The sequence below is a fragment of the Micromonospora sp. WMMD714 genome, from assembly GCF_029581315.1.
Lineage (GTDB): Bacteria > Actinomycetota > Actinomycetes > Mycobacteriales > Micromonosporaceae > Micromonospora > Micromonospora rifamycinica.
This window is the reverse complement of record NZ_CP120744.1, coordinates 1,783,062-1,808,564: the sequence shown is the minus strand read 5'-3', so window position 1 is coordinate 1,808,564 and position 25,503 is coordinate 1,783,062. Positions and strand designations below refer to the sequence as shown.

Genomic DNA, 25,503 nt, shown 5'->3' with positions numbered 1-25,503 from the left:
ACTCAATAGTGCCACGGGATCGCCAAAGCGCAAGTCGAGTTGAGCCGACCCGACGCAACCTGTCCGTTACTACCCTCCGGTTGTCTCTGTTGCCTCGGTCGGGCACGCTTTAGCGGTGACGACGCACGGCGATCCCGCCACCCGGTCCGGTGCGCCCACCGTCGCCGCCCGCACCGGGCCGCCGGAGATCGACGAGACGCCGACCGGACCCACCGGGGACGGCCTGCCCGCCGCCCTCACCGGCCTGCGGGCCGCGATCGACGCGACCCGGTTCCCGCTGGCGCTGCCCTCGGCCGAACCGGCCCGGCACACCGCCCGTGCGCTGACCGACCAGCTCGACGACTACCTGCTGCCCCGGCTCGCCCGGCTCGACGCCCCGCTGCTGGTGGTCGTCGGCGGCTCCACCGGTGCCGGCAAGTCGACCCTGGTCAACAGCCTGGTGCAGGCCCGGGTGAGCGCCGCCGGCGTACTCCGCCCCACCACCCGCTCCCCGGTGCTGGTCTGCAACCCGGCCGACTCCGCCTGGTTCCGCCAGGGTGAGCTGCTGCCCGGCCTCACCCGGACCAACGAGCCCAGCGAGGACCCGGGCACGCTGCACCTGGTCACCGCCCCCGCGCTCGCACCGGGGCTGGCCTTCCTCGACGCCCCCGACATCGACTCGGTGGTCGACGCCAACCGGGCCCTCGCCGGCCAGCTCCTCGCCGCCGCCGACCTCTGGCTCTTCGTCACCACCGCCGCCCGGTACGCCGACGCCGTCCCGTGGGAGCTGCTGCGCACCGCCCGCTCCCGGGGGGCCGCGATCGCCATGGTGCTCGACCGGGTGCCCCCCGAGGCCGCCGACGAGATCGCCGCCCACCTGTCCGAGATGCTCGCCGCCCAGGAGCTGGGCGCGGCGCCGCTGTTCGTGCTGCCGGAGACCTGGGTCGACGGCCAGGGCCTGCTGCCCGACCGGGTCACCGCGCCCCTGGGCACCTGGTTCGCCCGGCTCGCCGCCGACGCCGACGCCCGCGCCGCCGTGGTCCGGCAGACCCTGGACGGCGCGCTCGCCTCGCTGCACCCGACCGTGGAGGCGCTCGCCGACGCGGCCGACGAGCAGGTGGCCGCCGCCGACGCGCTCGACGACCGGGTCCGGGCCGCCTACCAGGGGGCGCACCGCACGGTGGCCGAGGGGCTGAAGGACGGCCGGCTGCTCCGCGGCGAGGTGCTCGCCCGCTGGCAGGAGTTCGTCGGCACCGGGGAGTTCTTCCGGACGCTGGAGGCCCGGATCGGCCGGCTGCGCGACCGGCTCGTCGCCGCCGTCACCGGCCGGCCCGCCACCCCCGCGACCGAGCTGCGCCACGCCATCGAGTCGCAGCTGGTCACCCTGCTGCGCGGGGTCGCCGCCGAGGCGGCGGAACACACCTACACCGCCTGGAAGGCCCACCCGGCCGGGGCCGCACTGCTCGACCCGCCGCTGGCGCACGCCGGGGCCGACCTGCCCGAACGGGCCGAGCGGCTGGTCCGGGACTGGCAGCGCGCGGTGTTGGAGCTGGTCCGGGAGGAGGGCGGCGACCGGCGGTTCGTGGCCCGGACGGCCGCGTACGCGGTCAACGCCACCGGGCTGGCCGTGATGATCGCCGTCTTCGCCTCCACCGCGTTCATCCCGACCGGGCTGGAGGTGGCCACCGGGGCGGGCACCACCGTCGCCGCGCAGGCCGTACTCCAGGCGATCTTCGGTGACCAGGCGGTGCGTACCCTCGCCGCGAAGGCCCGGGGCGACCTGCTGGAGCGGGTCCGCGCGCTGCTCGACGAGGAGGCGGCCCGTTACCTGACCCGCACCGACGCGGCCCGGCCCGGCGCGCAGGACGCCGCCGGGCTGCGCCGGGCCGCCGGCCGGGTCGAGGTGGCCCGGCACCACAGCGGCCTCGCCGACCCGTCCGGCCAGGCCCTGCCGACACCGACCCCGACCTCCGAGGACGGCATCCGTTGACCAACATCGTCGGCCGGATGCGCGGGGCGCTCCGGGGTGACCGCCGCGTCGACGCCGATGCCCTGGTGACCCGCCTGGACGCGATCCGCCGGTTCCTCGACGCGGTCGACGGCGAGGTGCCCGACACCCAGTTGGTGGGTGCACACACCCTGGTCGAACGGGCCGGCACCCGGTTGTCGCTGTCCCGGGACCACACCGTGGTGGCGTTGGCCGGCGCGACCGGCAGCGGCAAGTCCAGCCTGTTCAACGCCCTGGCCGGGATGGACCTCTCCCCGGTCGGGGTGCGCCGCCCCACCACCGGTGTCGCGCACGCCTGCGTCTGGGGGCCGCTGGACGGCGGCAACCGGCTGCTCGACTGGGTCGGCGTGCTGCCCCGGCACCGGTTCGTCCGGGAGAGCGCACTGGACGGCGACGACGAGTCGGCCCTGCACGGGCTGATCCTGCTCGACCTGCCCGACTTCGACTCGGTGCAGCGGTCCCACCGGCTGGAGGTGGACCGGCTGCTCGGCCTGGTCGACCTGGTGGTCTGGGTGGTCGACCCGCAGAAGTACGCCGACCGGGTGGTCCACACGAGTTACCTGCGCGAGTTCCACCGGCACCGGGAGGTGACCGTGGTGGTGCTCAACCAGGCCGACCGGTTGCCCCCGGCCGAGCTGCCCCGGGTGCTGGCCGACCTGCGCCGGCTGCTCGACGTCGACGGGCTCGACGGGGTGCCGCTGCTGGCCACCACGGCGGTCGAGCCCGCCGGGATGACCGGGCTGCGGGAGGCGCTGGAACGGGCGGTGTCGGACCGGCAGGCCGCGCTGCGCCGGCTCTCCGGTGACGCCGACGCGGTGGTGGCCACGCTGGGCGAACTCGTCGCCGTCGAGGCCCCGGGGCACGTCCCGGACGCCGCGACGGTCCGGGTCCTGGACCGCGCACTGGCCGACGCGGCAGGGGTGCCGACGGTGGCGGGCGCGGTCGAGGGGGCGTACCGGCACCGGGCCGGTGGTGCCACCGGCTGGCCGCTGGTACGCGGGTGGCGCAGGCTGCGTCCCGACCCGCTGCGCCGGCTGCACCTGCCCGGCCCGGAGACCGACCCGCAGCGACCGGCGGAGCCCCTGCTCGCGGCGACCTCGGTGCCCGACCCGACGGCCGCCCAGCAGTCCGCTCTCGGGTTGGCCATCCGCGCGGTCGCCGACCGGTCCGGCGAGCGGCTGCCGGCCCCGTGGCCGGTCGCGGTGACCGCCGCCGCCCGGTCGAGGCTGGCCGACCTGCCGGACGCCCTGGACGGGGCGGTCGCCGGCACCGACCTGGGCATGGACCGCCGGCCGGCCTGGTGGCGGCTGGTGGGGGCGCTCCAGTGGCTGGTCACCCTCGCCGCCGTGGCCGGGCTGGGCTGGCTGGTGCTCGGCTACGCGCTGCGCGCCCTCGGGCTGCCGGCCCTGGAGTACCCCCGGGTGGGCGACGCCCCGCTGCCCACCGTGCTGCTCCTCGGGGGCCTGCTCGCCGGCCTGCTGCTGGCCGCGGTGACCCGACCGGTGGTCCGCTGGGCGGCCCGGCGGGCCCGGCGGCGGGCCGAGCAGCGGCTCACCGACGAGGTCGCCCGGGTCGGCGCGGAGTACGTCCTCGTTCCGGTCCGGGCCATCCTCGACCGGTACGCCCTCGCCCGCCAGGCCTGGGAGGAAGCCGCCCGGTGACCGGCCTGCGGCCGGGCGCGGGCCGCCGGTGACCGCCCGCTGGTGACCGCCCGGCCGATCGCCACCGAACGCCACCGTCGGCACGGGTGTCCGGGGCGGCACGGCGGCGTAGGGTCGTGCCATGGCCACGCCACAGACCCCCTACGACGCGGTGCTCTCCGCGGCCCGCGACGTGACCAGGCTGGACTGCGCGCTCGACGCCGAGATGCTCGGCACGGCGCTGCTGGGCAGCGTCTACGCGATCGCCGAGACCGACCGGGAGACGGCGGTCCGGGACTTCGTCTCCGGTTTCCTCGCCGCCACCTCCCGCCGCCGCACGGCCGCCGCCACCACCATCCGCCAGGTCTTCGCCGCACTGGTCCCCGATGCCGAGGGCGCGGCGAAGGTCCGCCCCGGCGCGCAGGCCCCGGCCTGGGCCGGTCAGCTCGGCCGGGTCCACCTCACCGGCACCTGGGCGTACGGCGACGTGTACGGCGACCAGACCTCCTACCTGGCCACCTTCGCCTACGACGACGCGACGGGCGGCCCGGAGCACGCCCTGGTCGCGCTGGTCGACCACAACATCGGCATCGCCAAGGACGTCTTCGTCGGCGGGCCGGCCGAGCGGATCCTGGAGCAGGTCCGGCAGATGTGCGCCGACGACGACCTGACCTGGTTCCGCGAGGAGGACCCGGCCCGGATGCACGGCGAGGTGGGCCGCCACCTGGCGATCACCGACGACCTCGCCGACCTGCCCGCCGAGGGGTCGCTCGCCACCGACCGGGCGCTGGTCGGGGCGCGGTTGGCGGTGCTGCCGGAGGCGAGCCCCGACACCACCGGCTGGCCCGCGGAGCCGCTCGACACCGACGAGCGCACCGCGCTGGTCCGCGCCTTCCTGGCCTCTCCCGCGGCGGCCCGGCACGGGCTGAACACCCTCGACAGCGACGCCGAACTGGCCTCGCTGCACTTCTGCCTGGGGTTGCTCTTCGACCACTCGGCGAGCTTCCCGGACGCCGACCCGCTGCGGTGGAGCCCGGCGGTGGCCGGGCTGTTCCTGCTCGACTGGGTGCACCGGCGGGCCGTGCTGGACATGGACGACGCGGCGCTGCTGCCCCGGGTGCTGCGTGCCTGGGCGGCGTTCGCGGCCCGGCGGCGGGGGCTGCCCGAGCGGGCCGGCATCCAGACCGACGAGGCGATCGAGGAGCTGGTGCCGGAGTTCGCCCGGCTCTACTCGACCGGTGAGCGGCGCAGCCCGGCGACGGCGGCGGTGGCCCAGTTGATGGCCGACGGGGTGGACCCGGACGACCCGGTGGCCCTGGACGCCTGGATCGAGGCCAACCGGCAACGCCTCGGCGACGACACCCCCTGACCCGGCCGGCCGCCGGTCAGGGTTCGACCAGGGCCAGCCGGCCGGGGGCGACGTCGAGGCGGATCCGCTGGCCCCAGCGCAGCGTCAGCCGGTCGGCCTCCAGCCCGTCGGCGAAGGCCACCAGGCCGTCGGACTCGGCGGTCAGCTCCAGCGCGCCGGTGCCGTCGAGGCGGCCGGCGACCAGGTCGGCGCCGGTGACCGGGGAGGGCCACGCCTCCCGGACGAACCAGCACAGGGCCGCCTCCTGCGGGGCGGGCAGCGCCGGGCCGGTCGGTCGGCCCCGGGCGATCGAGGCGCACCAGCCGGTGGCCCCGGTGCCGGTGCCGACGACCACCCCGGAGGAGGACTGCCGTTCCCGGCGGGGTCGGCCGTCCCCGGCCACGTCGAGCAGGTAGCGGGCCGACTGGTGGGAGGGGTGCCCGACGTACACCTCGTTGAGGCCGACCAGCTCCTGCCCGTCGTCGAGGGTGGCCCGGACCATGACCCGGTGGCGCAGCGGCGCGGTGCCGGCGACCACCGCCGGGAGCAGGGCCGCCACCTGGTCGCCGGTGCACCGGACCAGCACCCCGGCGTTGCGGCCCGGCTCCGGGTCGACGCCGACGACGGGCTGCCCGCCGAGGTACTTCGCCACGTTGGCGACCAGGCCGTCCGGGCCGACGGCGACGACCACGTCCTCCGGGCCGAACAGGAACCGGGGCAGGTCGTCCCGGTCGACCGTGCCGCGTCGCCATTCGGCGGGGACGGCGGCCGCGACGGCGGTGAGCGCCGCCTGGAGGGCCTCGTGCCGGTCGATCACCTCGGCCAGGTCCCGCCCCCGGGCACGCAGGTACCACTGGGCCGCCGCCCGGGTGCCGTGCCGGGCGAGCAGTTCGTCCAGCTCGCTGGCGCGGCTGACCACCACCACCCGGGGGGCCAGGCTGCCGCTCACCGGTCACCTGTCGAGCCCGGCCCGGTGAGCCGGCCGAGCAGGTCGGCCAGCAGGTCCGGGGTGACGGTGAGCTGGCCGATCTGCGGGAGCTGACCGGCGAGTTCCCGGACGGTGAGGGCTTGCAGCACCGACGGCGGCAGTTCGGCGTACGCGGCCAGTTTCGCCGCCTCGGCCTCGGCCTCGGCGGCGCCGACGGCGCGTACCGTCTCGGCTTTGGCCAGGGCGAGCACCCGCTCGCGGTCGGCCGCGCCCCCGGCGAGCAGGCGTTCCTTCTCCGCTTCGGCGGTGGCGAGCACCCGGGTCCGGTCGGCGGCGGCGACGTTGGCGACCTGTTCCCGTTCCGCCTTGCCCTGGGCGGTGGCCAGCTCGGCGGCGGCGTCGAGTTCGGCCCGGCGGCGGGTGTTCGCCCCGTGCTGCTCGACGAGCTGCTGCTCCCGTCGGGCCAGCTCGATCTTGTTCTGGAGTTCGTTCTCGGCGATGCCGCGTTCCTGCTCGACGGCCTGCGCCCGGCGGGCGTAGGTGGCCCGGTCGGCCTGCACCTGCACCGCCTCCCGGGTGGGGGTCTGCAGGGCGCGTTCCAGCTCGGGTTCGGGCCGGACGGCGACCACCCGGGCGCTGACCACGGCGACGCCGATGTCGGTGAGCCGGGGCTCGGCGTCGAGCGCGGCGGAGACCGCCTCGCGGACCGGTGCGACGGTGGTCAGCGCCTCGGCCAACGGCACCCGGGCGAGCAGGTCGAGCGCGGGTTGCTGGGCCAGCTCGGCGAGCAGCGTGGCCACCTGGTCGAGGGGGCGGGACCGGGGCCTGCCGGTGCGCGGGTCGACCGAGAAGTCGAGCCGGCCGGCGGCCAGGGCCGGGTCGGCGATCCGGTAGGTCACGGTGGCCTGGACGGTGATGTCGGCGAAGTCGCCGGTCCGGGCGTGGAACAGCAGCGGCAGCTCGCGGTCGTCCACCGGCACCTCGCTGAGTACGGCGGTCAGCGGCCGGTACCAGAAGGACTGGCCGGTCCCCTCCCGCCGGACCCGCCCACCGACGTGCAGGCGCACCCAGTTGGTCGGGGTTCCGCGCAGGTGGCGCAGGAAGAGTCGTCTCGTCACGTCGGCCATGTCTCGCACCCTCCCCTTTTTCGTCCTCACGACGATAAACCTTCTGCTAGGTTATCGTCAAGGTGGTGATAAAGAGATGGGCGAGTATCCGCCCTTCGCCGTGACGGTGGACCTGGTGGTGCTCACCGTGCGCGCCGAGGAGCTGCACCTGCTGCTGGTCCGCCGGGGCATCCCGCCGGACCGGGGCCGCTGGGCGCTGCCGGGCGGCTTCGTCGGCATCGACGAGGACCTGCCCGACGCGGCCGTCCGGGAGCTGACCGAGGAGACCGGGCTGCCCGAGCCGGCCGGCCACCTGGAGCAGCTCGGCACGTACGGCCGGCCCGACCGCGACCCCCGCGGCCGGGTGGTCACCGTGGCCTGGCTGGCCCTGCTCCCCGACCTGCCCACTCCGGTGGCGGGCTCGGACGCCGCCTCGGCCGAGTGGCTGCCGGTCACCCGGCTCGCCCCCGGCCAGCTCGCCTTCGACCACGACCGGATCGTCGCCGACGGCCTGGAGCGGGCCCGCGCGAAGCTGGAGTACACCCCGCTGGCCAGCGCCTTCTGCCCGGCCGAGTTCACCGTGGCCCAGCTGCGGGCGGTCTACGAGACGGTCTGGGGCACCCGGCTGGACCCGCGCAACTTCCACCGTAAGGTCACCGGCACCCCCGGCTTCGTCACCCCCGTCGGCCGGGCCACCGAGGGTGACCGGGGCCGTCCGGCCCAGCTGTTCCGCCGGGGTCCGGCCACCCGGCTGCACCCGCCCATGCTCCGCCCTGAGCCCTGAGCCCGTCGTGGCGGCGTCGTGACGTCGTGACGTCGTGGTGACGTCATGGCGTCACATGGCGTGGTGGCGTGGCGTGGCATCAGGAGAGGGTGCCGAAGACCAGCCCGGCCACCAGGCCGCCCACCAGCGCGCCCACCACCACCTGCGCGACGGTGTGGTCGCGCAGCCGGACCCGGGACCAGCCGACCAGGCCGAGCAGCGGCACGGCGGGCAGCAGCCGGGGGCCGAAGGTGAGCATCAGCACCACGAGCGTGCCGGCGGCCACCGCCGCATGGATCGACATCTTCCACCAGTGGCTGACCGACACCGCCACCACCAGGCCGACCACCCCGGCGGTGACCAGGGCGAGCAGCGCACGCGGCGCACCGAGCAGCACCAGCAGGGCCAACCCGGCGGCGGCCGAGGCGAGGCCGAGGAGCAGCGGCACCCGGCGCTGCTCACGCCGACCGATGTGCCGGTCGGTGAGCCGGCCCCGCCGTACCCCACCCAGGATGTACGCGCACGGGACACCGGCGGCGAAGACCGTGGCGAGCAGCCCCCAGCCCAGGCCCCGCAACCCACCCGCACCGTGCCAGCCGATCAGCACGGTCAGCCCGGTGACCAGCACGGCCGGCGCGGTCACCTCGGTCACCCACCGGGCCACCCGGGTCGCCGCGCCCGTCGGCCGGCGGGACGGGTGTCGGCGTCCGCCCCACACCGGTGGCGCGCTCAGCCCGTGGTGTCGACGGTCGCCGTACCCTCCGGGGCCGCGCGGTCGTCACCGGCCGACGCGGGCACGGCGGGTGCCTGCGGCGCGGGGGCGGGGGTGGCGGACGGCCCGGCGGCCGGGGCCGACAGGCGGGCCGGGGCGGCGGGCGGCCCGGCGGCCGGGGCCGACGGGCGGGCCGGGGCGGCGGGCGGCCCGGCGGCCGGGGCCGACGGGCGGGCCGGGGCGGCGGGCGGCCCGGCGGCCGGGGCCGACGGGCGGGCCGGGGCGGCGGGCGGCCCGGCGGCCGGGGCCGACGGGCGGGCCGGGGCGGCGGGCGGCCCGGCGGCCGGGGCCGACGGGCGGGCCGGGGCGGCGGGCGGCCCGGCGGCCGGGGCCGACGGGCGGGCCGGGGCCGGTCCGCTCCGGGGCGCCGGAGGTGCCCCGTCCCGGGCGCGGGGGGTGCGGGCCGGGACCGCCGTCACGGAGGGCCGGGGGCGCGCGGTGGGAACCAGGGTGACGGTGACGGTGGGTCGTGGGTCGACCGGCACGGTGGACCCCGGCGTCGGGGTGGGGCCGGGCGTCGGCTCGGGGGCCGCCGTGGGCTCGGGGTCGGGTGTCGGCTCGGGCGTCGGGCCGCCGGAGGGCGCGGCGGTCGGCGACGGGTCCGGCGGCGGCCCGGAGCAGGTGGTCGTCGGTACGGCGCTCGGGCTCGGGTCCACGCTCGGCACGGCGGTGGGTGCCGGGCGGGACGGGCCGTCGGGCGCGGACGTCCGGCGGATCGGCGGGGCCGTGGCGACGGGTGCCCGGGGCGGTGGAGCGGGATGGTGGGCGGGGCCGGTGGCCGGCGCCGGGGTGGTGGCCGGCGCGGGAGGGGTCGGTGCGCCGGTCGGGGCCGTCGGCGGCCGGGCCGGCTGGCCGGTGGCGGGCGCCGGGACGACCACCGGACCGACCGAGGGGGTGGGCAGGAACGGGGTGCCGCCGCCGGGGAGGGCGGTGCTGCCCACGGTGGCCGATCCGCTGCTGATCGCGGCGAGCACGGGCATCGAGGCGGCCCCGGCGAGCAGGGCGACGGTGAACAGGTAGCCACGGTGCGGCCCGGCGGGGCCGGGAGCACGGTGGACGCCGATCATCCGTCGGTAGCTACCGCCGCCGGCCCGGTGCCGACCGAGGAGCGGTACCGGAGGACCGTCACCATGCTCGGACACCGCACCACCCCTCGTCGACCTGGACGCGATCGGCGGCGGGCAGCGGAAACTGAACGGACATTATTCGCTAAACACCCACCGGTACCGGTCAGCTTGACCCAGTGACGCCCAGTTCACCAGGCACTACCGCGTGTCGACACACAAAAAGTCCGTCGAGGCCGGACGCCCGCCACGGCAAAAAGGTCCACGGGTCGTGAAGCGGACATGTCACCACCAGCCGGCGGACCATACTGTGGGGCCGCTCACCACCTCTGCAATCATTCAGACACGACGGCAACGCAGCCGCACCTCCGCGTACCCCGTGGCAGGCGTAGCTGGTCGCCGGAGCTCCCGAACCGGGTTCGACCCTTGGATCCGGCTCAGGCAGTGCGGCAACCCCCACCGGGGCTAGGCACGGCCGCCAGGAACCAGTCCGGCAACAGCCGGGCCGGCGCACGTTGTGCGCGGACGGGTGACCCCCCGGCTCGGGCACAGACACGACAGGGAGAGACGGATGGCAAAGGGCGACCCTGCGGTCTCCAGCCGCGGCCGGCGAGCCGCACCCCGGTCCCGGCGAGCCGCCGCGACCGGCGAGCCGGAACTCGTACAGCTGCTCACCCCGACCGGCGAGCGGATCGAGAGCGCCGTCGGTCCGGACGGCACCGAGTACCGCGTCGACTTCACCGACGAGGAGTACCGCGGCCTCTACCGCGACCTGGTCCTGGTCCGCAAGCTCGACGCCGAGGCGACCGCGCTGCAGCGGCAGGGCGAGCTGGGCCTGTGGGCCTCGCTGCTCGGCCAGGAGGCGGCCCAGGTCGGTTCCGGGCGGGCGCTGCGCAGCCAGGACATGGCCTTCCCGACCTACCGGGAGCACGGCGTCCTCTACTGCCGGGGCATCGACCCGATCATGCCGCTCGGCCTGTTCCGTGGCGTCGACCAGGGCGGCTGGGATCCGAACGAGTTCAAGTTCAACATGTACACGATCGTCATCGGGGCACAGACCCTGCACGCGACCGGGTACGCCATGGGCGTCCACATGGACGGCCGCACCGGCACCGAGGACGGCGAGGCGGTGATCGCCTACTTCGGCGACGGCGCGACCAGCCAGGGCGACGTCAACGAGGCGTTCGTCTGGGCCAGCGTCTTCAACGCCCCCCTCGTCTTCTTCTGCCAGAACAACCAGTACGCCATCTCCGAGCCGCTGGAGCGCCAGACCCGGGTGCCCCTCTACCGGCGGGCCGGCGGCTTCGGCTTCCCCGGCGTCCGGGTGGACGGCAACGACGTGCTCGCGTCGTACGCGGTGACCCGGCACGCGCTGGACAACGCCCGGCTCGGCCAGGGCCCCAGCCTGATCGAGGCGTTCACCTACCGGATGGGCGCGCACACCACCTCCGACGACCCGACCCGTTACCGGATCGCCAGCGAGGTCGAGGCCTGGCAGGCCAAGGACCCGATCGCCCGAATGAAGGCGTTCCTCGACAGGCAGCAGATCGCCGACGCCGACTTCTTCGCCGAGGTCGACGAGCAGGCCCGCGCCGAATCGGTGCACCTGCGCGAACGGGTGCTCGACCTGCCCGACCCGGCTCCGGTGTCGATGTTCGACCACGTCTACCCGCACGGCTCACCCGAGGTGGACGCGCAGCGGGCGCAGTTCAGCAGGTACCTGGAGTCGTTCGAGGGGAGCGCGCACTGATGGCCACGGAGACGCTCACCCTCGGCAAGGCCCTCAACACCGGCCTGCGCCGGGCGCTGGAGAACGACCCGAAGGTCGTCATCATGGGCGAGGACGTCGGCAAGCTCGGCGGCGTCTTCCGGATCACCGACGGCCTCCAGAAGGACTTCGGCGACCAGCGGGTGATCGACACCCCGCTGGCCGAGTCCGGCATCATCGGCACCGCCGTCGGCCTGGCCATCCGGGGCTTCCGGCCGATCTGCGAGATCCAGTTCGACGGCTTCGTCTACCCGGCGTACGACCAGATCGTGTCGCAGGTGGCCAAGATGCACTACCGCTCGCAGGGCAAGGTCACCATCCCGATGGTGATCCGGATCCCCTACGGCGGCGGCATCGGCGCGGTGGAGCACCACTCCGAGTCGCCGGAGGCGTACTTCGCGCACACCGCCGGCCTGAAGGTGGTGACCTGCGCCAACCCGCAGGACGCCTATGTGATGATCCAGCAGGCTGTCGCCTCGGACGACCCGATCGTCTTCCTGGAGCCGAAGCGGCGCTACTGGGAGAAGGGTCCGGTCGAGCTGGACGCCCCGCTGTCCGGGGCGTACCCGCTGCACGCCGCCCGGGTGGTGCGGCCCGGCACCGACGCGACAGTGCTGGCGTACGGCCCGATGGTGCGGACCGCGCTGGACGCGGCGACCGCCGCCGCCGAGGACGGCCGGGAGCTGGAGGTCGTCGACCTGCGCACCCTCTCTCCGCTGGACCTGACCGCCGTCTACGAGTCGGTACGGCGCACCGGCCGGTGCGTCGTCGTCCACGAGGCCCCGGGCAACCTGGGGCTGGGCTCGGAGATCGCGGCCCGGATCACCGAGGAGTGCTTCTACTCCCTGGAGTCCCCGGTGCTGCGGGTCACCGGTTTCGACACCCCCTACCCGGCCAGCCGGGTCGAGGAGGAGTACCTGCCCGACCTCGACCGGGTGCTCGACGCCGTCGACCGCACCTTCGGCTGGTGAGCGCGATGTCCCGGATCAAGGAGTTCAACCTGCCCGACCTGGGCGAGGGCCTGACCGAGGGCGAGATCCTCGCCTGGCTGGTCAAGGTGGGCGACGTCATCGAGCTGAACCAGCCGATCGTCGAGGTGGAGACGGCCAAGGCGGCCGTCGAGATCCCGGCGAAGTGGGCCGGTGAGGTGCGGTCGATCTTCCACCCGGAAGGGAGCACCGTCGAGGTCGGCACCCCGATCATCGCGATCGACACCGACCCCGGCGCCGGGCCGGTGCCGGAGTCGACGACCTCCACCGCGACGTCGGACCTGCCCACCCCGTCGGCCGCGTCACTGGCCGCGGTCCAGGTCGCCCCGGCCGAGGGCATGGTCGAGCCGGGCCTGATCGGCGGCGTCGCCCCGGGCGGCCGGACCGCCGTCCTGGTCGGCTACGGCCCCCGCAACGCCCCCGCCAAACGCCGCCCCCGCAAACCCCCCACCCCACCCACCCCCACCCCACCCACCCCCTCCCCCTCCCCCTCCCCCTCCCTCTCACCCCCACCCCCACCCCCAGCCCCAGCCCCAGCCCCAGCCGATCATGGAGTTGTGGTGGGGGACAAAACTGTCGCAGTTACCGCAAATTCGGCACCACGAGTCCATGATCGACGGAGCGCGGGTGGGCCGGTGCTGGCGAAGCCGCCGGTGCGGAAGCTCGCGAAGGACCTCGGGGTCGATCTGGGGGTGCTGGTCGGTTCTGGTCCGCTCGGTTCGATCACCCGGGAGGACATCCAGCGGGCGGTGGCCGGCGGCACCGTGGCTGGGGGCACCGTGTCCGGGGGCGCGGTGGCCGGTGGCATGGTCGTGGCGGGGGGCACGGCTTCGGCGGGGAACGGGGCGGGGACGCTGTCGGGCACCTCGGGCGCGAGCTTCGGCGCGGACCGCGAGCAGCGCATCCCGGTCAAGGGGGTACGCCGACTCACCGCCGAGAACATGGCCCGCTCGGCGTTCACCGCTCCGCACGTCACGGAGTTCCTGACCGTGGACGTGACCCGGGCGATGAAGGCGCTGGACCGGCTGCGTGACCGTCGGGAGTGGCGCGACGTGCGGGTTTCGCCGTTGCTGCTGGTCGCCAAGGCGGTGCTGCTGGCGGTCCGCCGGCACCCGATGGTCAACTCGACGTGGGCCGGCGACGAGATCGTCGTCAAGGAGTACGTCAACCTGGGCATCGCGGCGGCCACCGAGCGCGGCCTGATCGTGCCGAACGTCAAGGACGCCGGCCGGCTCACGCTGCGCGAGCTGGCGGACGCGCTGACCGGGCTGGTCCAGACCGCGAAGGCGGGGAGGACCTCCCCGGCGGACATGTCCGGCGGCACCCTGACGATCACCAACGTCGGGGTCTTCGGGGTGGACACCGGCACTCCCATCCTGCCCCCGGGCGAGGCGGCGATCCTGGCCTTCGGGGCGGTCCGCGAACTGCCGTGGGTGCACAAGGGGAAGGTCAAGCCACGCCTGGTGACCACTTTGGGGCTCTCCTTCGACCACCGGATCATCGACGGCGAGCTGGGCTCGAGGTTCCTCCGGGACATCGGGGACTTCCTCGCCGACCCGGAGGCGGCGCTGCTCGCCTGGACCTGACGACGGTGACCGTCCGGTGACGGCCGGTGTGCCCGGGGTGAACGCCCGGCACACCGGCCGTTGCCGTTGAAGGAAGAAAACGTGACCCAGACCTCTTCTCAACCTTCGATCCTTAGGCAGGTGTCTCAGCTCACCTAATAATCGATGGCGAACGACGGCCGATCGGTGTTCAATGGAGTCATCAGGGGCTGACAACCGAATAGTTCGGAGGAGAGACACCATGAGCATGATCGAGCGAATCCGCACCCGTCGTGACGCCACCCGCCGGGCCCGTGCCATCGAGCACGCGCTGCGCTCCGCCAACTCGCCCGCGGTCCGCGACGAGATCATCGCGATTGCCCAGCGTCACATGAGCTGACCCGGCACCGGCTTTTCTCTCCCTCCTCCAGATCGATGACCCGCCCGGACCCCGGGCGGGTCATCGGCGTTCCCGACCGGTTGAGACCGGGATTCCACCTCGCCACGACGCCCGGTACGGTGGTTCCGGTCGCCACCCGCCGACCTGGACACCGATCGCGCCGGATGGACGCCGATCGACACCGTCCGGCGACGCGGAGTGACGGTCGGTGCTCCCTGGGTGCCCCGCGCGCGAACCGGATACCGTGCGGGGAGCCCACACGGCCGAGCCGGCCGGGCACCGGTGACACAGCCGACCGGACGGACGGCATCGGCGGCCGACATGTGATGGAGGAGGCGCACCCATGACGTCCGAGGGCCAGCATCGCCCCGGCCAGGAGCCGGACGAGGTGCCACCGGGCTCCGGGGGACCGGCGTCGTACGGCGACCGGCAGCCGCAGCAGGACCCCGGGTACGGCACCCCCGCCACACCCGACCTCGGCTGGGCGCCGCCACCCCCCACCGGTCGGGCCGAGCCGACCGGTCCCTCCTGGACCCCACCGGCCCAGCCGGCTGCCTGGGGTGGCCCGCAGGCTCCCCGGCAGTCCGAGCCGACCGAGGCGTGGACTCCGCCGGCCGGTGCCACGGCACCCGCCTGGGCCGGGCAGCCCGGTCAACCGGCCTGGGCGCAACCCGAACCCGGCGCCCGTGGCGCCGCCCGGGTGCCGCAGCCCGACAACCCGTCCGGTGGCGGTTGGTCCGCCCCGCCCGACCCTGCTCCGGCCGCGCCCGCCGGCTGGCCCGCCCAGGGCTCCGCACCGCACGACGCGACCCCCGGCGCCAACGGCTGGGGCACCGCGCCCGCGCCCGCGCAGGAGGAGCCCCGCGCCGGTGGCTGGCCGGCCGACGACCGGGCCGACGCCGGCCGCGGCAACGGCTGGTCCGCCGACGAGCGGGCCGGGGCCGCCCCGACCCGGGACGGCTGGCCCGGCGGCCCCCAGGACGCACCGGGGAACTCCGGCGGCTGGGCGACCGGCACCGCGTCCCACCCCGACGAGGCACCCCGCCCCGCCGGTCGGGCCTCGGTCCCCGTACCGGCCCAGCCTGAGCCCGCCAACCAGACCGCGCCCTGGCCGCAGCCCGAGGCCCCGAACCAGACCGCGGCCTGGCCGCAGCCCGAGACTCCGAACCAGACCGCGCCCTGGCCGCAGCCCGAGACTCCGAACCAGACCACGCCCTGGCCACAGCCGGAGGCCGGCGGCCACGGCGGCGCCCCGGTGCCGGCGGCCGACGCTCCGGCGGGCGAGGGCTGGTCCACCGGGGAAGCCCCGGCCCGGGCCGGCAGCTGGCCCGCCAACCGGCCCGGCCCGGACGACGCCGGCCGCTCCGGTGACTGGCCGAACGGGTCGCCGAACGACCGGGCACCACAGTGGGCACCGGACGAGCCCGCCACGGCCCGCTGGGAGGGCCGCCGCGAGCAGCCGGCCCTCGACAACTGGCCGGCTGCGGCATCCCACGACGACCAGCCGCGTCAGGACGACCCGGCCCCGGGCCAGCAGTGGCCGACGCCACAGGCCGGCTCGCGGGGTGCGGCCGCCGTACCCTCCCGGGAGGACCGTCCCGAGTCCGGGGCGGCCTGGCCGGCACCACCGGAGCTGCCCGCCCGGTCCGCCACGTCGGTCGCCGCACCGGACGGTCCGCCCTCCTGGGCCGGTGCCGCCGGTGACCCGCAGCCGCCACACCGGGCGGGTGTCGAGCTTCCGGTCGTGCCGGACGCCGAGCCGTGGGCACCCGGGCAGGCGTGGGGCCGTGTCGAGCCCGCCGCACAGCCCGCCGAAGGCGGCTGGGAGCCACGTCGCGGCGACGACCAGCCGATCTACCAGCCGGGGCCGGCCCCCGGCATCTCACCGGCCAACGCGGTGCCGCTCCCGCCGCAGGAGCAGCGCGTCCCCGGGGCCAGCCTGGCCGCCGCACCGCCGGCCGACTACGTCCCGCCGGCCCAGCAGGGCGGCCCGGTCGACCAGCAGCCACCCGGCCGTGAGGCGGCCGGCTGGGGCGCGACCGAGCAGCCAGCGCCGACGGCCGGGCCGGTGTTGCCCGCCCAGCGGACCGCGCCCGAGTCCGAGGGTGCCGGCCGTCCCCCGGTGCCGGCTGCCGACAGCGGGGATTCCGGTGCCGTCGGCCGGGCCTCCGCCAGCGCCTCGGTGCCGACGGCCAGCCGGGTCGCGCCCCCGTCCGACCAGGGGGCACGTCCGGGTGGTCCGGTGGTCCCGCAGCCCCGGGTGTACGGGCGGGCGACCCGCCCGGAGCCGGCGGACGAGGCCGAGGAGCGCGACGCTCCGCGTCCCGACCACGACTCCCGCTTCGACGACCAGGACCGGGCGCACGGCTTCGGTGGTGAGAAGCCCTCGTCCGCCCCGCCCGCGTTCGGCGGCGGCATCCCGGCCTTCGCCGACCCGGCCGGCAGCAACCGGCCGATGAACGGCACCCGGCCGCATGGGCCGGCCGACCAGCCTGCCGAACCGTTCGGCAGCCGCCCGACCAGCGGCGGCCCGACCAGTGGTGCACCGGCGGGTGCCGCGCCCGTGCCGGGGTACGGCCACCCGGCCCACGACCCGGCCCACGGCGGGTACGCGTCGCCCTTCCCGCCCGCCGGGCAGCAGTTCCCGTCCACGGGGCAGCAGTTCGGCCCGGCCGGGCAGCAGCCCGGCACCGCCAGTTGGCCGGTCGAGTCCGACTCGGAGCACGGGCGTTTCGACGCGTTCAAGCCGGAGGCCGAGCCGGAGCAGAAGGCCGAGCAGCCCACGCCGAAGGTACGTAACGGTCGGGTGCTCGCCCTGGTGCTGATCGCGGCGGTGCTGATCCTGGCCGTTCCGCTGGGGCTGCTGATGCTGCTCGGCAAGATCGGTGCGGACGACGAGCCGGCCCCGTTCAACCCGGCCGTCGGCTCCTGCGTCAAGCAGTCCGGCACCGGTGCGAGCGCGGCGGGCTGCAGCGAACCGGGTGCCTTCACGGTCGTCTCCAAGGTGGACGCCAAGGAGAAGTGCACCGACCCGACCCAGCCGCACGTGGTGCTCCAGGGCGGTGGCGTCGACCGGGTGCTTTGCCTGAAGCCGGCCGCCGCGCAGTAACGACGTACGACGGCGGGGCACGGTCGCGACCGTGCCCCGCCGTCGGTGTTTCGGGAGCCGCGCACTGGGCAGTCTTGAGGGCACGCAGACGTTGAGCCCGAGGAGGTCCCCATGGCCGGCAACGAGCACGAGGTCAACCGCAGCGCCCGCAGCGGTCGGTTCGTCACGGAGAGCACCACCGAGCGGGAGCACCGGCACACGACCACCGAGCAGGTCGGCGGCGGCGGGGACCGCGAGGTCAACCGTAGTGCGAGCACCGGCCGGTTCGTCACCGGGACGACCGCCGAGCTGCACCCCTCGACCACCGAGACCCAGCACGTCTGACCACAGGCCGACCAGCGCCCCCCGCGTCCGCGCGGGGGGCGCCGTCAGGTCCGGGCACCGAGCCGTACGCAGGGGGTCCGGGCGCTCGCCAGCAGGCGGCGGTTGTCCGCCGCGGTGATGTCCACGGTGACCGACACACAGCCCCCGGTGGTCCGCAGCACGTTGCCGAAGACACTGTAGACCTGGCGTTTCACCATGTACGGATAGTCGAACCGGCTGGTCGCCCCGTCGGACGGGCGGGTGGCGGAGAGCCGGACGGTCGCCCCGGTCGGCACCCGCTCGGTGGAGACGAAGAGCGGCCAGGCCGCCTGGCAGCGCGGCGAGTGGCGCAGCGTCAGGCTGCCGTAGGGCTGTTGTTTCGGGTCGGGGTCCGGGACCGGGACGGTCTCCACACTGAGCGCGTCGACCTGGCAGCGCGCCTCCTGCGGGTCCGCCCCGTCCGCGACGGCGACGGCGGCGGTCGTGGGTGCCGGGGTCGAGGCTTCGGTGGGCCGGTCCGCCCGCCGGTCCGGGCCGACGCCCGAATCGGCCAGCAGCGGAACGACCGAGCCGGCGACGAGCACCGTCAGCCCTGCCGTCGCGGCCAGCGCCCAGCGGGACACCGCCGGCCGCCGTGTCGGCGTCGGTCGCCGCTCCGCCGGTCGTCCCGGGTCCGGCTCGGTCGCCTGGCCCGTTTCGGCCTCCCGGTGCCAGCGGGCCCGCCAGGCCTCCTCGTCCCCACCACAGGCCCGGACGAACGCCATGGTCAGTTCCAGCGACGGCAGCCGGGTGCCGGACAGCACGCCCGCCAGGGCGGTGTGCGAGTAGTGCGCGGTCGTGGACATCTTCCGCAGGGACGGTTGCCCGGCGTCGCGCCGTAGCTGGGCGAGGTCGGCGACGAACTCGCGGTGCCGGGCATCGCCGCCGTGGTCCCGGGTGGCATCGGGCACCTGGCCGTCGGGTCGTCCGCTTCGCCCCGTCATGGACCCTCCCCTGCGTGTAAACCCTGGTGTCAACGTCCGTCACGCCAGTGCTTTACAGGCGGGCGTCACGACAGGATCGACCCCGGAGCAGCCACCCGCCTGATAGGTGCCGGCGAATATGATCTCACGGGGAGTGTCGAGTGGGGCACGTATCCGAACGGTTCGGTATCGACGTTCATCCCCGGTACACACGGATCATCCGGCTCACCGTCCGACGGGAACACCGCGCCGGTCCCGGGGCGGTGCCGAACTCTCGACAGGAGAACCGCGTGTACCACACGAACGGCACGAACGCTCCGGGGTCGGTGCCCCGCCGGCGGCTGCCGAGGCTCGTCGGACGGGTCCTCGCCGCCTGGGGTGTCACGGCGATGGTCCTGGTGGGCACGGCCTCGCCGTCGTTCGCCGGCATCACCGGCTACAGCGTCGCCGGCACGGGCGGCGCCGGCCTGATGGTCCGCACCAGCCCGTACGACGCGAACGCCGGCACGGTGGCCGTCCTCGGCGACGGCACCGGATTCACCGCCGAGTGCGCGGTACGCGGGCGCAACATCTCCGGCAACTCGGTCTGGCACCGGATCAGCTCCCCGGCCAGCGGCTGGATCAGCGACTTCTACACCAACACGCCGGGGTTCAACCAGTACCTGCCCGGTGAGCCGGAGTGCACCACCACCCCGCCGCCCACCGGCACCCGGGAGGACCGGGCCATGGCCTGGGCCCGGTCGGTCATCGGCCAGGCGTACACCAACGGGGACCTGGGCGACTCCAACCACGCGTGGGACGGCTGGTGCGACAACTTCGTCGGGCACGCCTACGGGCGGGCCGCCAGCGGCTACGCGTCCGCCATCGTGCACTACAACTCGCTGTACTCGCGCGGCATGATCCACACGTCGGGCACCCCGCCGGCCGGGGCGCTGGTCTTCTACGCCGCCGCGTCGATCAACGGGTACTACGGCCACGTGATGCTCTCCGAGGGCAACGGCAACTACATCACCTCGGCGGCCACCGTCCGCCGCGTGTCGCAGACCTGGCCGGGTGCGCCGTACCTCGGCTGGTCCTACGCCGACCCGGAGTGGACCGGGCGCTGACGCCTCCACCCGGCCCGGTTCCCTCCCGGTCGTCCGCCGAAAGGATCATGATGCGTCTCCCCCTTGCCACCCCCACGGCCCGGCGTGCCCTGCGCCTGGCCCTGGGCCTGGCGCTGGTCGCCGTCGTCGGTGCCGGCACCGTGCCCACCCCCGCCACCGCCGCACCCACCACGACCGCCCCGGTCGCCCACGCGGCGTCGGCCCCCCGCCCGGTCGACCAGGCCAAGCCGGCCAGTGTCGGTGGCCCCGCCACCAGCGCGAAGACGGCCCGGGTGGGCGTCAACGCGGTCGGCATCGACCTGTGTGCGCAGGTCGCCTACGCCGCCGGGTTCCGGAACAACCCGCTGGTCACCGCCGTGGCCGTCGCGATGGCCGAGTCCTCCTGCAACCCGTCGGCGGTGGGCAGCAACGGCCCCACCGCCGGCTGCCCCAACGGCTCGCTGGACCGGGGGCTGTGGCAGATCAACAACTGCTACCACCCCACCGTCAACGACACCTGCGCGTACACCGCCCAGTGCAACGCCAACGCCGCCTACAGCATCTCCAGCGGCGGCAGCAACTGGCAGCCCTGGTCGACGTACAACAACGGGGCGTACGCCGGCTATCTGTCCGCCGCGCAGGCCGCCGTGGCCCGCCTCGGCGGCACCGGCGACCCGCCGGCCGTAACCGGCACGATCCTGGCCAACCCGTCGCTCAACATCCGCACCGGGCCGGGCACCACCTACGGCATCGCCGGCTCCGTCGGCTACGGCGCGACGGTGAACATCTCCTGCTACACCTTCGGCGAGTACGTCAGCGGCGGCTACTGGCCGTCGTCCACCTGGGACCGGATCACCAACCCGGCGACGGGCGTGACCGGCTACGTGGCCGACACCTGGGTCAACACCGCCTACGACGTCAAGACGATGGTCGGTCGCTGCTGACCGTGCCGTCCGGGGCCGCGCGGGCAGGGTCGGACCCTCCCGCGCGGCTCCGTCGTGACCGCCGCCGTCCCGACCCGGCGACGACCCCACGCCCCGCGCCCCTCCCGACGCAGCGACGACCCACGCCCCACCCCTCCGGGCGCGGGGGCGTCCCACGCCCCATTCCTCCGGGCGCGGGGGCGTCCCACGCCCCATTCCTCCGGGCGCGGGGGCGTCCCACGCCCCATTCCTCCGGGCGCGGGGGCGTCCCACGCCCCATTCCTCCGGGCGCGGCGGCGGCGACCTACACCGTGTCCGGAGAGCGGTATGCCTGACAGGCATAAATATGACTGACAGGCATACCGGTGTACGCCGACATCACTTCCCGGCCCGGTGGCGGCCGGCGGTCGCTGCTCTCCCTCACGTTCCCGGGGGCCGGCCGGTGTTACGGTCGACGTGGAGCTTTCACATCGACGACGGAGGCCCGGATGGGTCAACGAGGATCGTTCCCCTCGGGGTTGGCGCGCAGGTTCAACGCCCGTGTCATGACGCTGCGGTCGTCGCCACGCTGGGGGCGGTTCCTCCGGCGGCACCTGGCCGTGGTCACCTACACCGGTCGCCGTTCCGGGCGGACGTTCAGCACGCCTGTCGCGTACCGACAGGCCGGCGACGCGGTGGTCATCCAGGTCGCGATGCCCGACGCCAAGCAGTGGTGGCGGAACTTCCTGGGCGCGGGCGGCCCGCTCTCGCTGAACCTCGACGGGGTCGACCGGGCCGGGCACGCCGTGGCCCGCCGGGACGACCGGGGCCGGGTCACCGTCACCGTCGACCTGACCCACTGACGCGGCGGGCCGGCGCGCCGACCGGCCCGACCGCCGACCGGCCCGACCGTCGACCGGGCCACGATGCCCGGTCCGGCCGGGGGCGACGATGCCACGCTGACCAGGAGCCGGTCGGTTGGGCGACCCTCCCTTGTGGTCGGTCACGCCTAGACTTGCCGGTCATGGACCCTGTCGCGCTGGCCACGGCGCTGGCGAAGTCGATCCTGTCGCAGGTCGGCAAGGAGATCGGCACCGCCGCCGCCAAGGAGGTCAAGGCCCGCGTCCGGGGAGACCCGGAGCACAAGGCGTTGGAGCGCGCGTTGCGCCGCGCCCTCACCGAGCTGCACCGGTCGTACGGCGACCGGCTGGCCGAGTTCGACGTCAACGACGGCTTCTGGGTGCACGAGGGCGCTCCCGAGCTGGCGAAGGTGCTCGTCCCCGGTGTGCCGCCCTCGCCGGTGCGGCTGGCGGAACGGGCCGTCGACTCGCTGGGGCCGGCCGCCTCCGACGACGACCGGTACGACCGGATCGGCCTGCTGCGGCCGGCGTTCAAGGCCCTGCTCGACGGGTTGGCCGCCGAGGTACGCCGCGAGACGGCCCTCCAGGGGATGCTCGGCCGCTCCGATGCCGCGTCGACCGCCCAGGCGACCAGCCGCATCGCCGAGCACCTGGGCGCGGTCGACGCCACCGACGAGGACCGGATCGCCTACCTGCGCTGGCTGATCGACCAGCACCGCTACCTGCGTACCGTGGGGGTGGTCCGGAACACCACCGTGCAGCTTCCGTTGGGCGAGGTGTTCGTCGGGTTGCAGGCGCGGCGGGACCGCAATCCCGGTGACCGGGCGCGGGCCTGGTTCGAGCGCGAACGGGAGCGGCTGGCCGCCCTGGTGGCCGAGGGGACGCTGGACCACACCGGTTTCGAGGCCGCCCTCGACCGGTTGCAGACGGAGTACGGCCACCGGTTCGCCGCCGAGACCGAACAGCCGGCCAGCCAGCCGGTGCTCGACGCGGCCCGCGACACCGCCCAGTTGCTGGTCCTGGGCGATCCCGGGACGGGCAAGACCACCCTGCTGCGCTACCTGGCCCTGACCCACGCCCGAGCGCTCATCGGCGGCGAGCAGGTCCACGGCCGGGACGCGCTGATCCCGATCTACCTCCGCATCGGCGAGTACGCCCGCCAGGGGTACCCGGAGGTGGGCGTAGGCGAGTTCCTGCCCGGCCAGCTCCGCCGCGCGGAGTGCACCCTGCCGGGCCTGGCCGATCTGCTGCGTCGCCAGCTCGACGCCGGCCGCTGCCTGGTGCTGCTGGACGGCCTGGACGAGATCGCCTCGGCCGAGCTGCGCCGGGACGTGGTCACGGCGGTGACCAACTTCGTGACCGCCCACGCCCGGCAGGGCAACCGGTTCGTGGTGACCAGCCGGATCGCCGGCTACCAGGCCGCCCCGCTGCCGGAGCCGTTCCGCGCGGTACGGCTCCAGGACATGGACGACCCGACGATCAGCCGTTTCCTCGACGTCTACTGCCGCGAGGTCGAACGCGCCGAAACCCCGGGCCGGTCCGCCGAGGCGACCCGGCTGGCCGGCGCACGCGAGGCCACCGCGATCGAACAGGCCCTCACGACCAACGCCGGGGTACGCCGGCTCGCCGCCAACCCCCTGCTGCTGACCGCGCTGGTGCTGGTGCACCGGGCCAGCGGCCGGCTCCCGCACCGCCGGGTCGAGGCGTACGTGGAGGTGTGCAACGCGCTCGGGCGCACCTGGCGCAGCGCCCAGGGGGTCGCCGAGGCCGACCTGCCCGACGAGCGGATCCTGACCCGGTGGCTGACCGAGCTGGGCTGGTGGATGCACGAGCACCGCCCGGAGGGTGCCGCCACCCGTGCAGAGCTACTTGAAGTGCTCGGTCCGCTGTGGGCGGCGCACCAGGGCGTCGGGTGGGATCCGCGCGTGCTGGAAGCCGCCGACCCGCTGCGCACCGACGCCGGGCTGGGGGTGGCCGAGTTCGTCGACAAGGCCGACACGCACACCGGCCTGCTGGTCGAGCGGGCTCCCGGCCGCTACGGCTTCGCCCACCTGACCTTCGAGGAGTACTACGCCGGCCGGGCGCTGGCGTTCCGTGGCTCGGCCACCGACCGGATCGCCGAGATCCGCCGCCGGCTGCACGACCCCCGCTACGAGGAGCCGATCCTGCTCGCGCTCGGCCTGATCGGCACCGACTATGTCGAGCAGATCGACGACGTGGTGACGAAGGCGATCTATCCGGCCGAGGGCAACCCGAGTCCGTACGAGGAACTGCTCGGCCGGGACTTCCTGTTCATGCTCCGGGTCCTGGCCGACGACACACCGCTGAAGACCGCGACCATCGACGCGGTGATCAGCCAGGCGGTCGACGAGTGGTTCGACCAGGAACACAGCCGATGCCGCTTCGCCGCCTACCGGGTCGCCCTGTCGGAGCGGTTGGCCGCGCTGGGCGGCACCAAGGCCGCTGATCGACTCCGCGCCGCCCTGGACAGTCGTGTCGTCCCGTCGGGTGACACCACTCTGCTGCGCTGGTGCCAGCTTGCGGTCATCGCGGCCCGGTTCGGCGCACTGAACGAACCCACCACCACCACACTGACCACCCTCGCCGCCACCCACACCTACTGGCGCGTGCAGATCGAGGCGTTCCGGGCGCTGACCGAAGCCGGCGCGCTCAGCGAACCCGCCACGACCGCACTGACCACCCTCGCCACCACCACCCACACTCAACCACGCATACAGATCGAGGCGTTTCGGGTGCTGGCTGCAGCCGGGGCATTCACCGAACCGGCCACCACCGCACTGACCACCCTCGCCACCACCGATCCCGACCCGAACGTCCAGATCCAGGCGATCTGGGCGTTGACGGACGTCGGCGCTGTCACCAAGACCGCCGCCGCCGTACTGACCAAGCTCGCCACCACCCACACCGACCCGCGCGTACAGATCGAGGCGATCCGGTCGCTGGCCGAAGCCGACGCACTCACGGACCCCACCACCACCGCACTGACCACCCTCGCCACCACCCACACCGACCCGTACGTACAGATCGAGGCGATCCGCGCGCTGAACGAAGCCGACGCACTCACGGACCCCACCACCACCGCGCTGACCGCCCTCGCCACCACCCACACCGACCCGGACGTGCAGTTACAGGCGATCCGGGCGCTGGCCGACGCCGACGCACTCACGGACCCCACCACCACCGCACTGACCACCCTCGCCACCACCCACACCGACCCGGACGTGCAGTTACAGGCGATCCGGGCGCTGGCCGACGCCGACGCACTCACGGACCCCACCACCACCGCACTGACCACCCTCGCCACCACCCACACCGACCCGTACCTTCAGATCGAGGCGTTTCGGGCACTGACCGCAGCCGGCGCGCTCACCGAACCGGCCACCACCGCACTGACCACCCTCGCCACCACCCATGCCAACCCGCACATACGGCTCCAAGCCATCCGGGCGCTGACCGGGGCCGGTGCCCTCACCGAACCGGCCACCACCGCACTGACCACCCTCGCCACCACCCACGCTCAACCACGCATACAGATCGAGGCGATCCGTACGCTGGCGAAAACCGGCGCACTCACCGAACGGGCCACCACGGCACTGACCACCCTCGCCACCACGGCCGAACTGGGGGAGACGCGGTCAGTCGCAGTAAGGCTGTTTCGCGATGTGACACCCTCCAGAGAAATTCAGAACTTGCTTCTGAAACTGTTGGTGGATGGCAGTTTTCAGATTCGCTACGAAGCCAAAAGCACGCTGATCAATTTTTCCCGCAGACGTCCGGAACTTGCGCCAGGCATCCTGTCAGACCTGGCCAGGGCATGCGTCAATTCCACTGACGGAGGGGCATCCGTGTCGGACGAGGTGTACGAAACCTTGCTGGCACACGTCGAGGCCACCCTTTCCGTCGATCGCCAAACAATCAGCAATGTTTGATGGAACTTCCCATCGAAGTGTCG

General features: G+C 74.7%; 19 protein-coding genes. 14 read left to right on the top strand and 5 right to left on the bottom strand.

The window, feature by feature from the left end; genetic code table 11:
• Window positions 1-115 precede the first annotated feature (115 nt).
• From O7625_RS08090 to O7625_RS08080, 3 genes are all read left to right on the top strand, one after another.
• Complete coding sequence (locus O7625_RS08090) at window positions 116-1,969, top strand: ABC transporter (protein WP_282345268.1); 1,854 nt, start codon at window positions 116-118, stop codon at window positions 1,967-1,969.
• 17 nt (window positions 1,970-1,986) lie between these two features.
• The gene (locus tag O7625_RS08085) at window positions 1,987-3,648 is read left to right on the top strand and encodes a GTPase (protein ID WP_282346850.1); all 1,662 of its coding nucleotides are present in this window, start codon (window positions 1,987-1,989) and stop codon (window positions 3,646-3,648) included.
• Between the two features lie 121 nt (window positions 3,649-3,769).
• Entirely contained in the window at window positions 3,770-4,996 is a 1,227-nt protein-coding gene (locus tag O7625_RS08080; protein WP_282345267.1) for a hypothetical protein, read from the top strand.
• A 16-nt stretch (window positions 4,997-5,012) separates the two neighbouring features.
• On the opposite strand, the gene O7625_RS08075 is transcribed toward O7625_RS08080, so the two are convergent.
• Together O7625_RS08075 and O7625_RS08070 are read right to left on the bottom strand one after the other, a co-directional pair.
• Window positions 5,013-5,924, bottom strand: coding sequence for a hypothetical protein (locus O7625_RS08075; protein ID WP_282345266.1), 912 nt, complete (start codon window positions 5,922-5,924; stop codon window positions 5,013-5,015).
• On the bottom strand, window positions 5,921-7,030 hold the full coding sequence (locus tag O7625_RS08070; RefSeq protein WP_282345265.1) for an SPFH domain-containing protein: 1,110 nt from the start codon (window positions 7,028-7,030) through the stop codon (window positions 5,921-5,923). Before O7625_RS08070 ends, O7625_RS08075 begins: the two co-directional genes overlap by 4 nt.
• Window positions 7,031-7,106: 76 nt before the next feature.
• On the opposite strand from O7625_RS08070, the gene O7625_RS08065 reads away from it, so the two are divergent.
• On the top strand, window positions 7,107-7,793 hold the full coding sequence (locus O7625_RS08065) for an NUDIX domain-containing protein (RefSeq protein ID WP_282345264.1): 687 nt from the start codon (window positions 7,107-7,109) through the stop codon (window positions 7,791-7,793).
• 79 nt (window positions 7,794-7,872) lie between these two features.
• On the opposite strand, the gene O7625_RS08060 is transcribed toward O7625_RS08065, so the two are convergent.
• Together O7625_RS08060 and O7625_RS08055 are read right to left on the bottom strand one after the other, a co-directional pair.
• Window positions 7,873-8,424, bottom strand: coding sequence for a phosphatase PAP2 family protein (locus O7625_RS08060; RefSeq protein ID WP_231932442.1), 552 nt, complete (start codon window positions 8,422-8,424; stop codon window positions 7,873-7,875).
• 77 nt (window positions 8,425-8,501) lie between these two features.
• Window positions 8,502-9,611, bottom strand: coding sequence for a hypothetical protein (locus O7625_RS08055; protein ID WP_282345263.1), 1,110 nt, complete (start codon window positions 9,609-9,611; stop codon window positions 8,502-8,504).
• Window positions 9,612-10,179: 568 nt separating this feature from the next.
• Here O7625_RS08055 and pdhA point away from each other — a divergent pair.
• From pdhA to O7625_RS08025, 6 genes are all read left to right on the top strand, one after another.
• Window positions 10,180-11,358 carry a pyruvate dehydrogenase (acetyl-transferring) E1 component subunit alpha gene (gene pdhA, locus O7625_RS08050; protein ID WP_282345262.1) on the top strand — a complete coding sequence of 393 codons (1,179 nt, stop codon included), beginning with the start codon at window positions 10,180-10,182 and terminating at the stop codon, window positions 11,356-11,358.
• Window positions 11,358-12,347 carry an alpha-ketoacid dehydrogenase subunit beta gene (locus O7625_RS08045; protein ID WP_282269812.1) on the top strand — a complete coding sequence of 330 codons (990 nt, stop codon included), beginning with the start codon at window positions 11,358-11,360 and terminating at the stop codon, window positions 12,345-12,347. Before pdhA ends, O7625_RS08045 begins: the two co-directional genes overlap by 1 nt.
• A gap of 5 nt (window positions 12,348-12,352) precedes the next feature.
• Window positions 12,353-13,951: a dihydrolipoamide acetyltransferase family protein gene (locus tag O7625_RS08040; RefSeq protein ID WP_282346849.1), complete on the top strand. Its 1,599-nt coding sequence runs from the start codon at window positions 12,353-12,355 to the stop codon at window positions 13,949-13,951.
• Between the two features lie 220 nt (window positions 13,952-14,171).
• Complete coding sequence (locus tag O7625_RS08035) at window positions 14,172-14,309, top strand: hypothetical protein (protein WP_172898419.1); 138 nt, start codon at window positions 14,172-14,174, stop codon at window positions 14,307-14,309.
• 343 nt (window positions 14,310-14,652) lie between these two features.
• On the top strand, window positions 14,653-17,418 hold the full coding sequence (locus O7625_RS08030) for a hypothetical protein (protein ID WP_282345261.1): 2,766 nt from the start codon (window positions 14,653-14,655) through the stop codon (window positions 17,416-17,418).
• Window positions 17,419-17,529: 111 nt separating this feature from the next.
• A complete protein-coding gene (locus O7625_RS08025) occupies window positions 17,530-17,742 on the top strand; it encodes a hypothetical protein (RefSeq protein ID WP_282345260.1) in 213 nt (70 codons plus the stop codon).
• 44 nt (window positions 17,743-17,786) lie between these two features.
• Here O7625_RS08025 and O7625_RS08020 read toward each other — a convergent pair whose 3' ends face one another.
• Complete coding sequence (locus tag O7625_RS08020) at window positions 17,787-18,704, bottom strand: DUF2690 domain-containing protein (protein ID WP_282345259.1); 918 nt, start codon at window positions 18,702-18,704, stop codon at window positions 17,787-17,789.
• Window positions 18,705-18,973: 269 nt separating this feature from the next.
• On the opposite strand from O7625_RS08020, the gene O7625_RS08015 reads away from it, so the two are divergent.
• The 4 genes from O7625_RS08015 (at window position 18,974) to O7625_RS08000 (ending at window position 25,480) form a co-directional block, all read left to right on the top strand.
• Window positions 18,974-19,789, top strand: coding sequence for a hypothetical protein (locus tag O7625_RS08015; RefSeq protein WP_282345258.1), 816 nt, complete (start codon window positions 18,974-18,976; stop codon window positions 19,787-19,789).
• A 50-nt stretch (window positions 19,790-19,839) separates the two neighbouring features.
• Window positions 19,840-20,712 (top strand): transglycosylase SLT domain-containing protein, encoded by an 873-nt coding sequence (locus O7625_RS08010; protein WP_282345257.1) that lies wholly within the window; start codon window positions 19,840-19,842, stop codon window positions 20,710-20,712.
• A gap of 467 nt (window positions 20,713-21,179) precedes the next feature.
• Entirely contained in the window at window positions 21,180-21,533 is a 354-nt protein-coding gene (locus O7625_RS08005; protein WP_282345256.1) for a nitroreductase/quinone reductase family protein, read from the top strand.
• A 161-nt stretch (window positions 21,534-21,694) separates the two neighbouring features.
• Window positions 21,695-25,480, top strand: coding sequence for a HEAT repeat domain-containing protein (locus O7625_RS08000; protein WP_282345255.1), 3,786 nt, complete (start codon window positions 21,695-21,697; stop codon window positions 25,478-25,480).
• Window positions 25,481-25,503 lie beyond the last annotated feature (23 nt).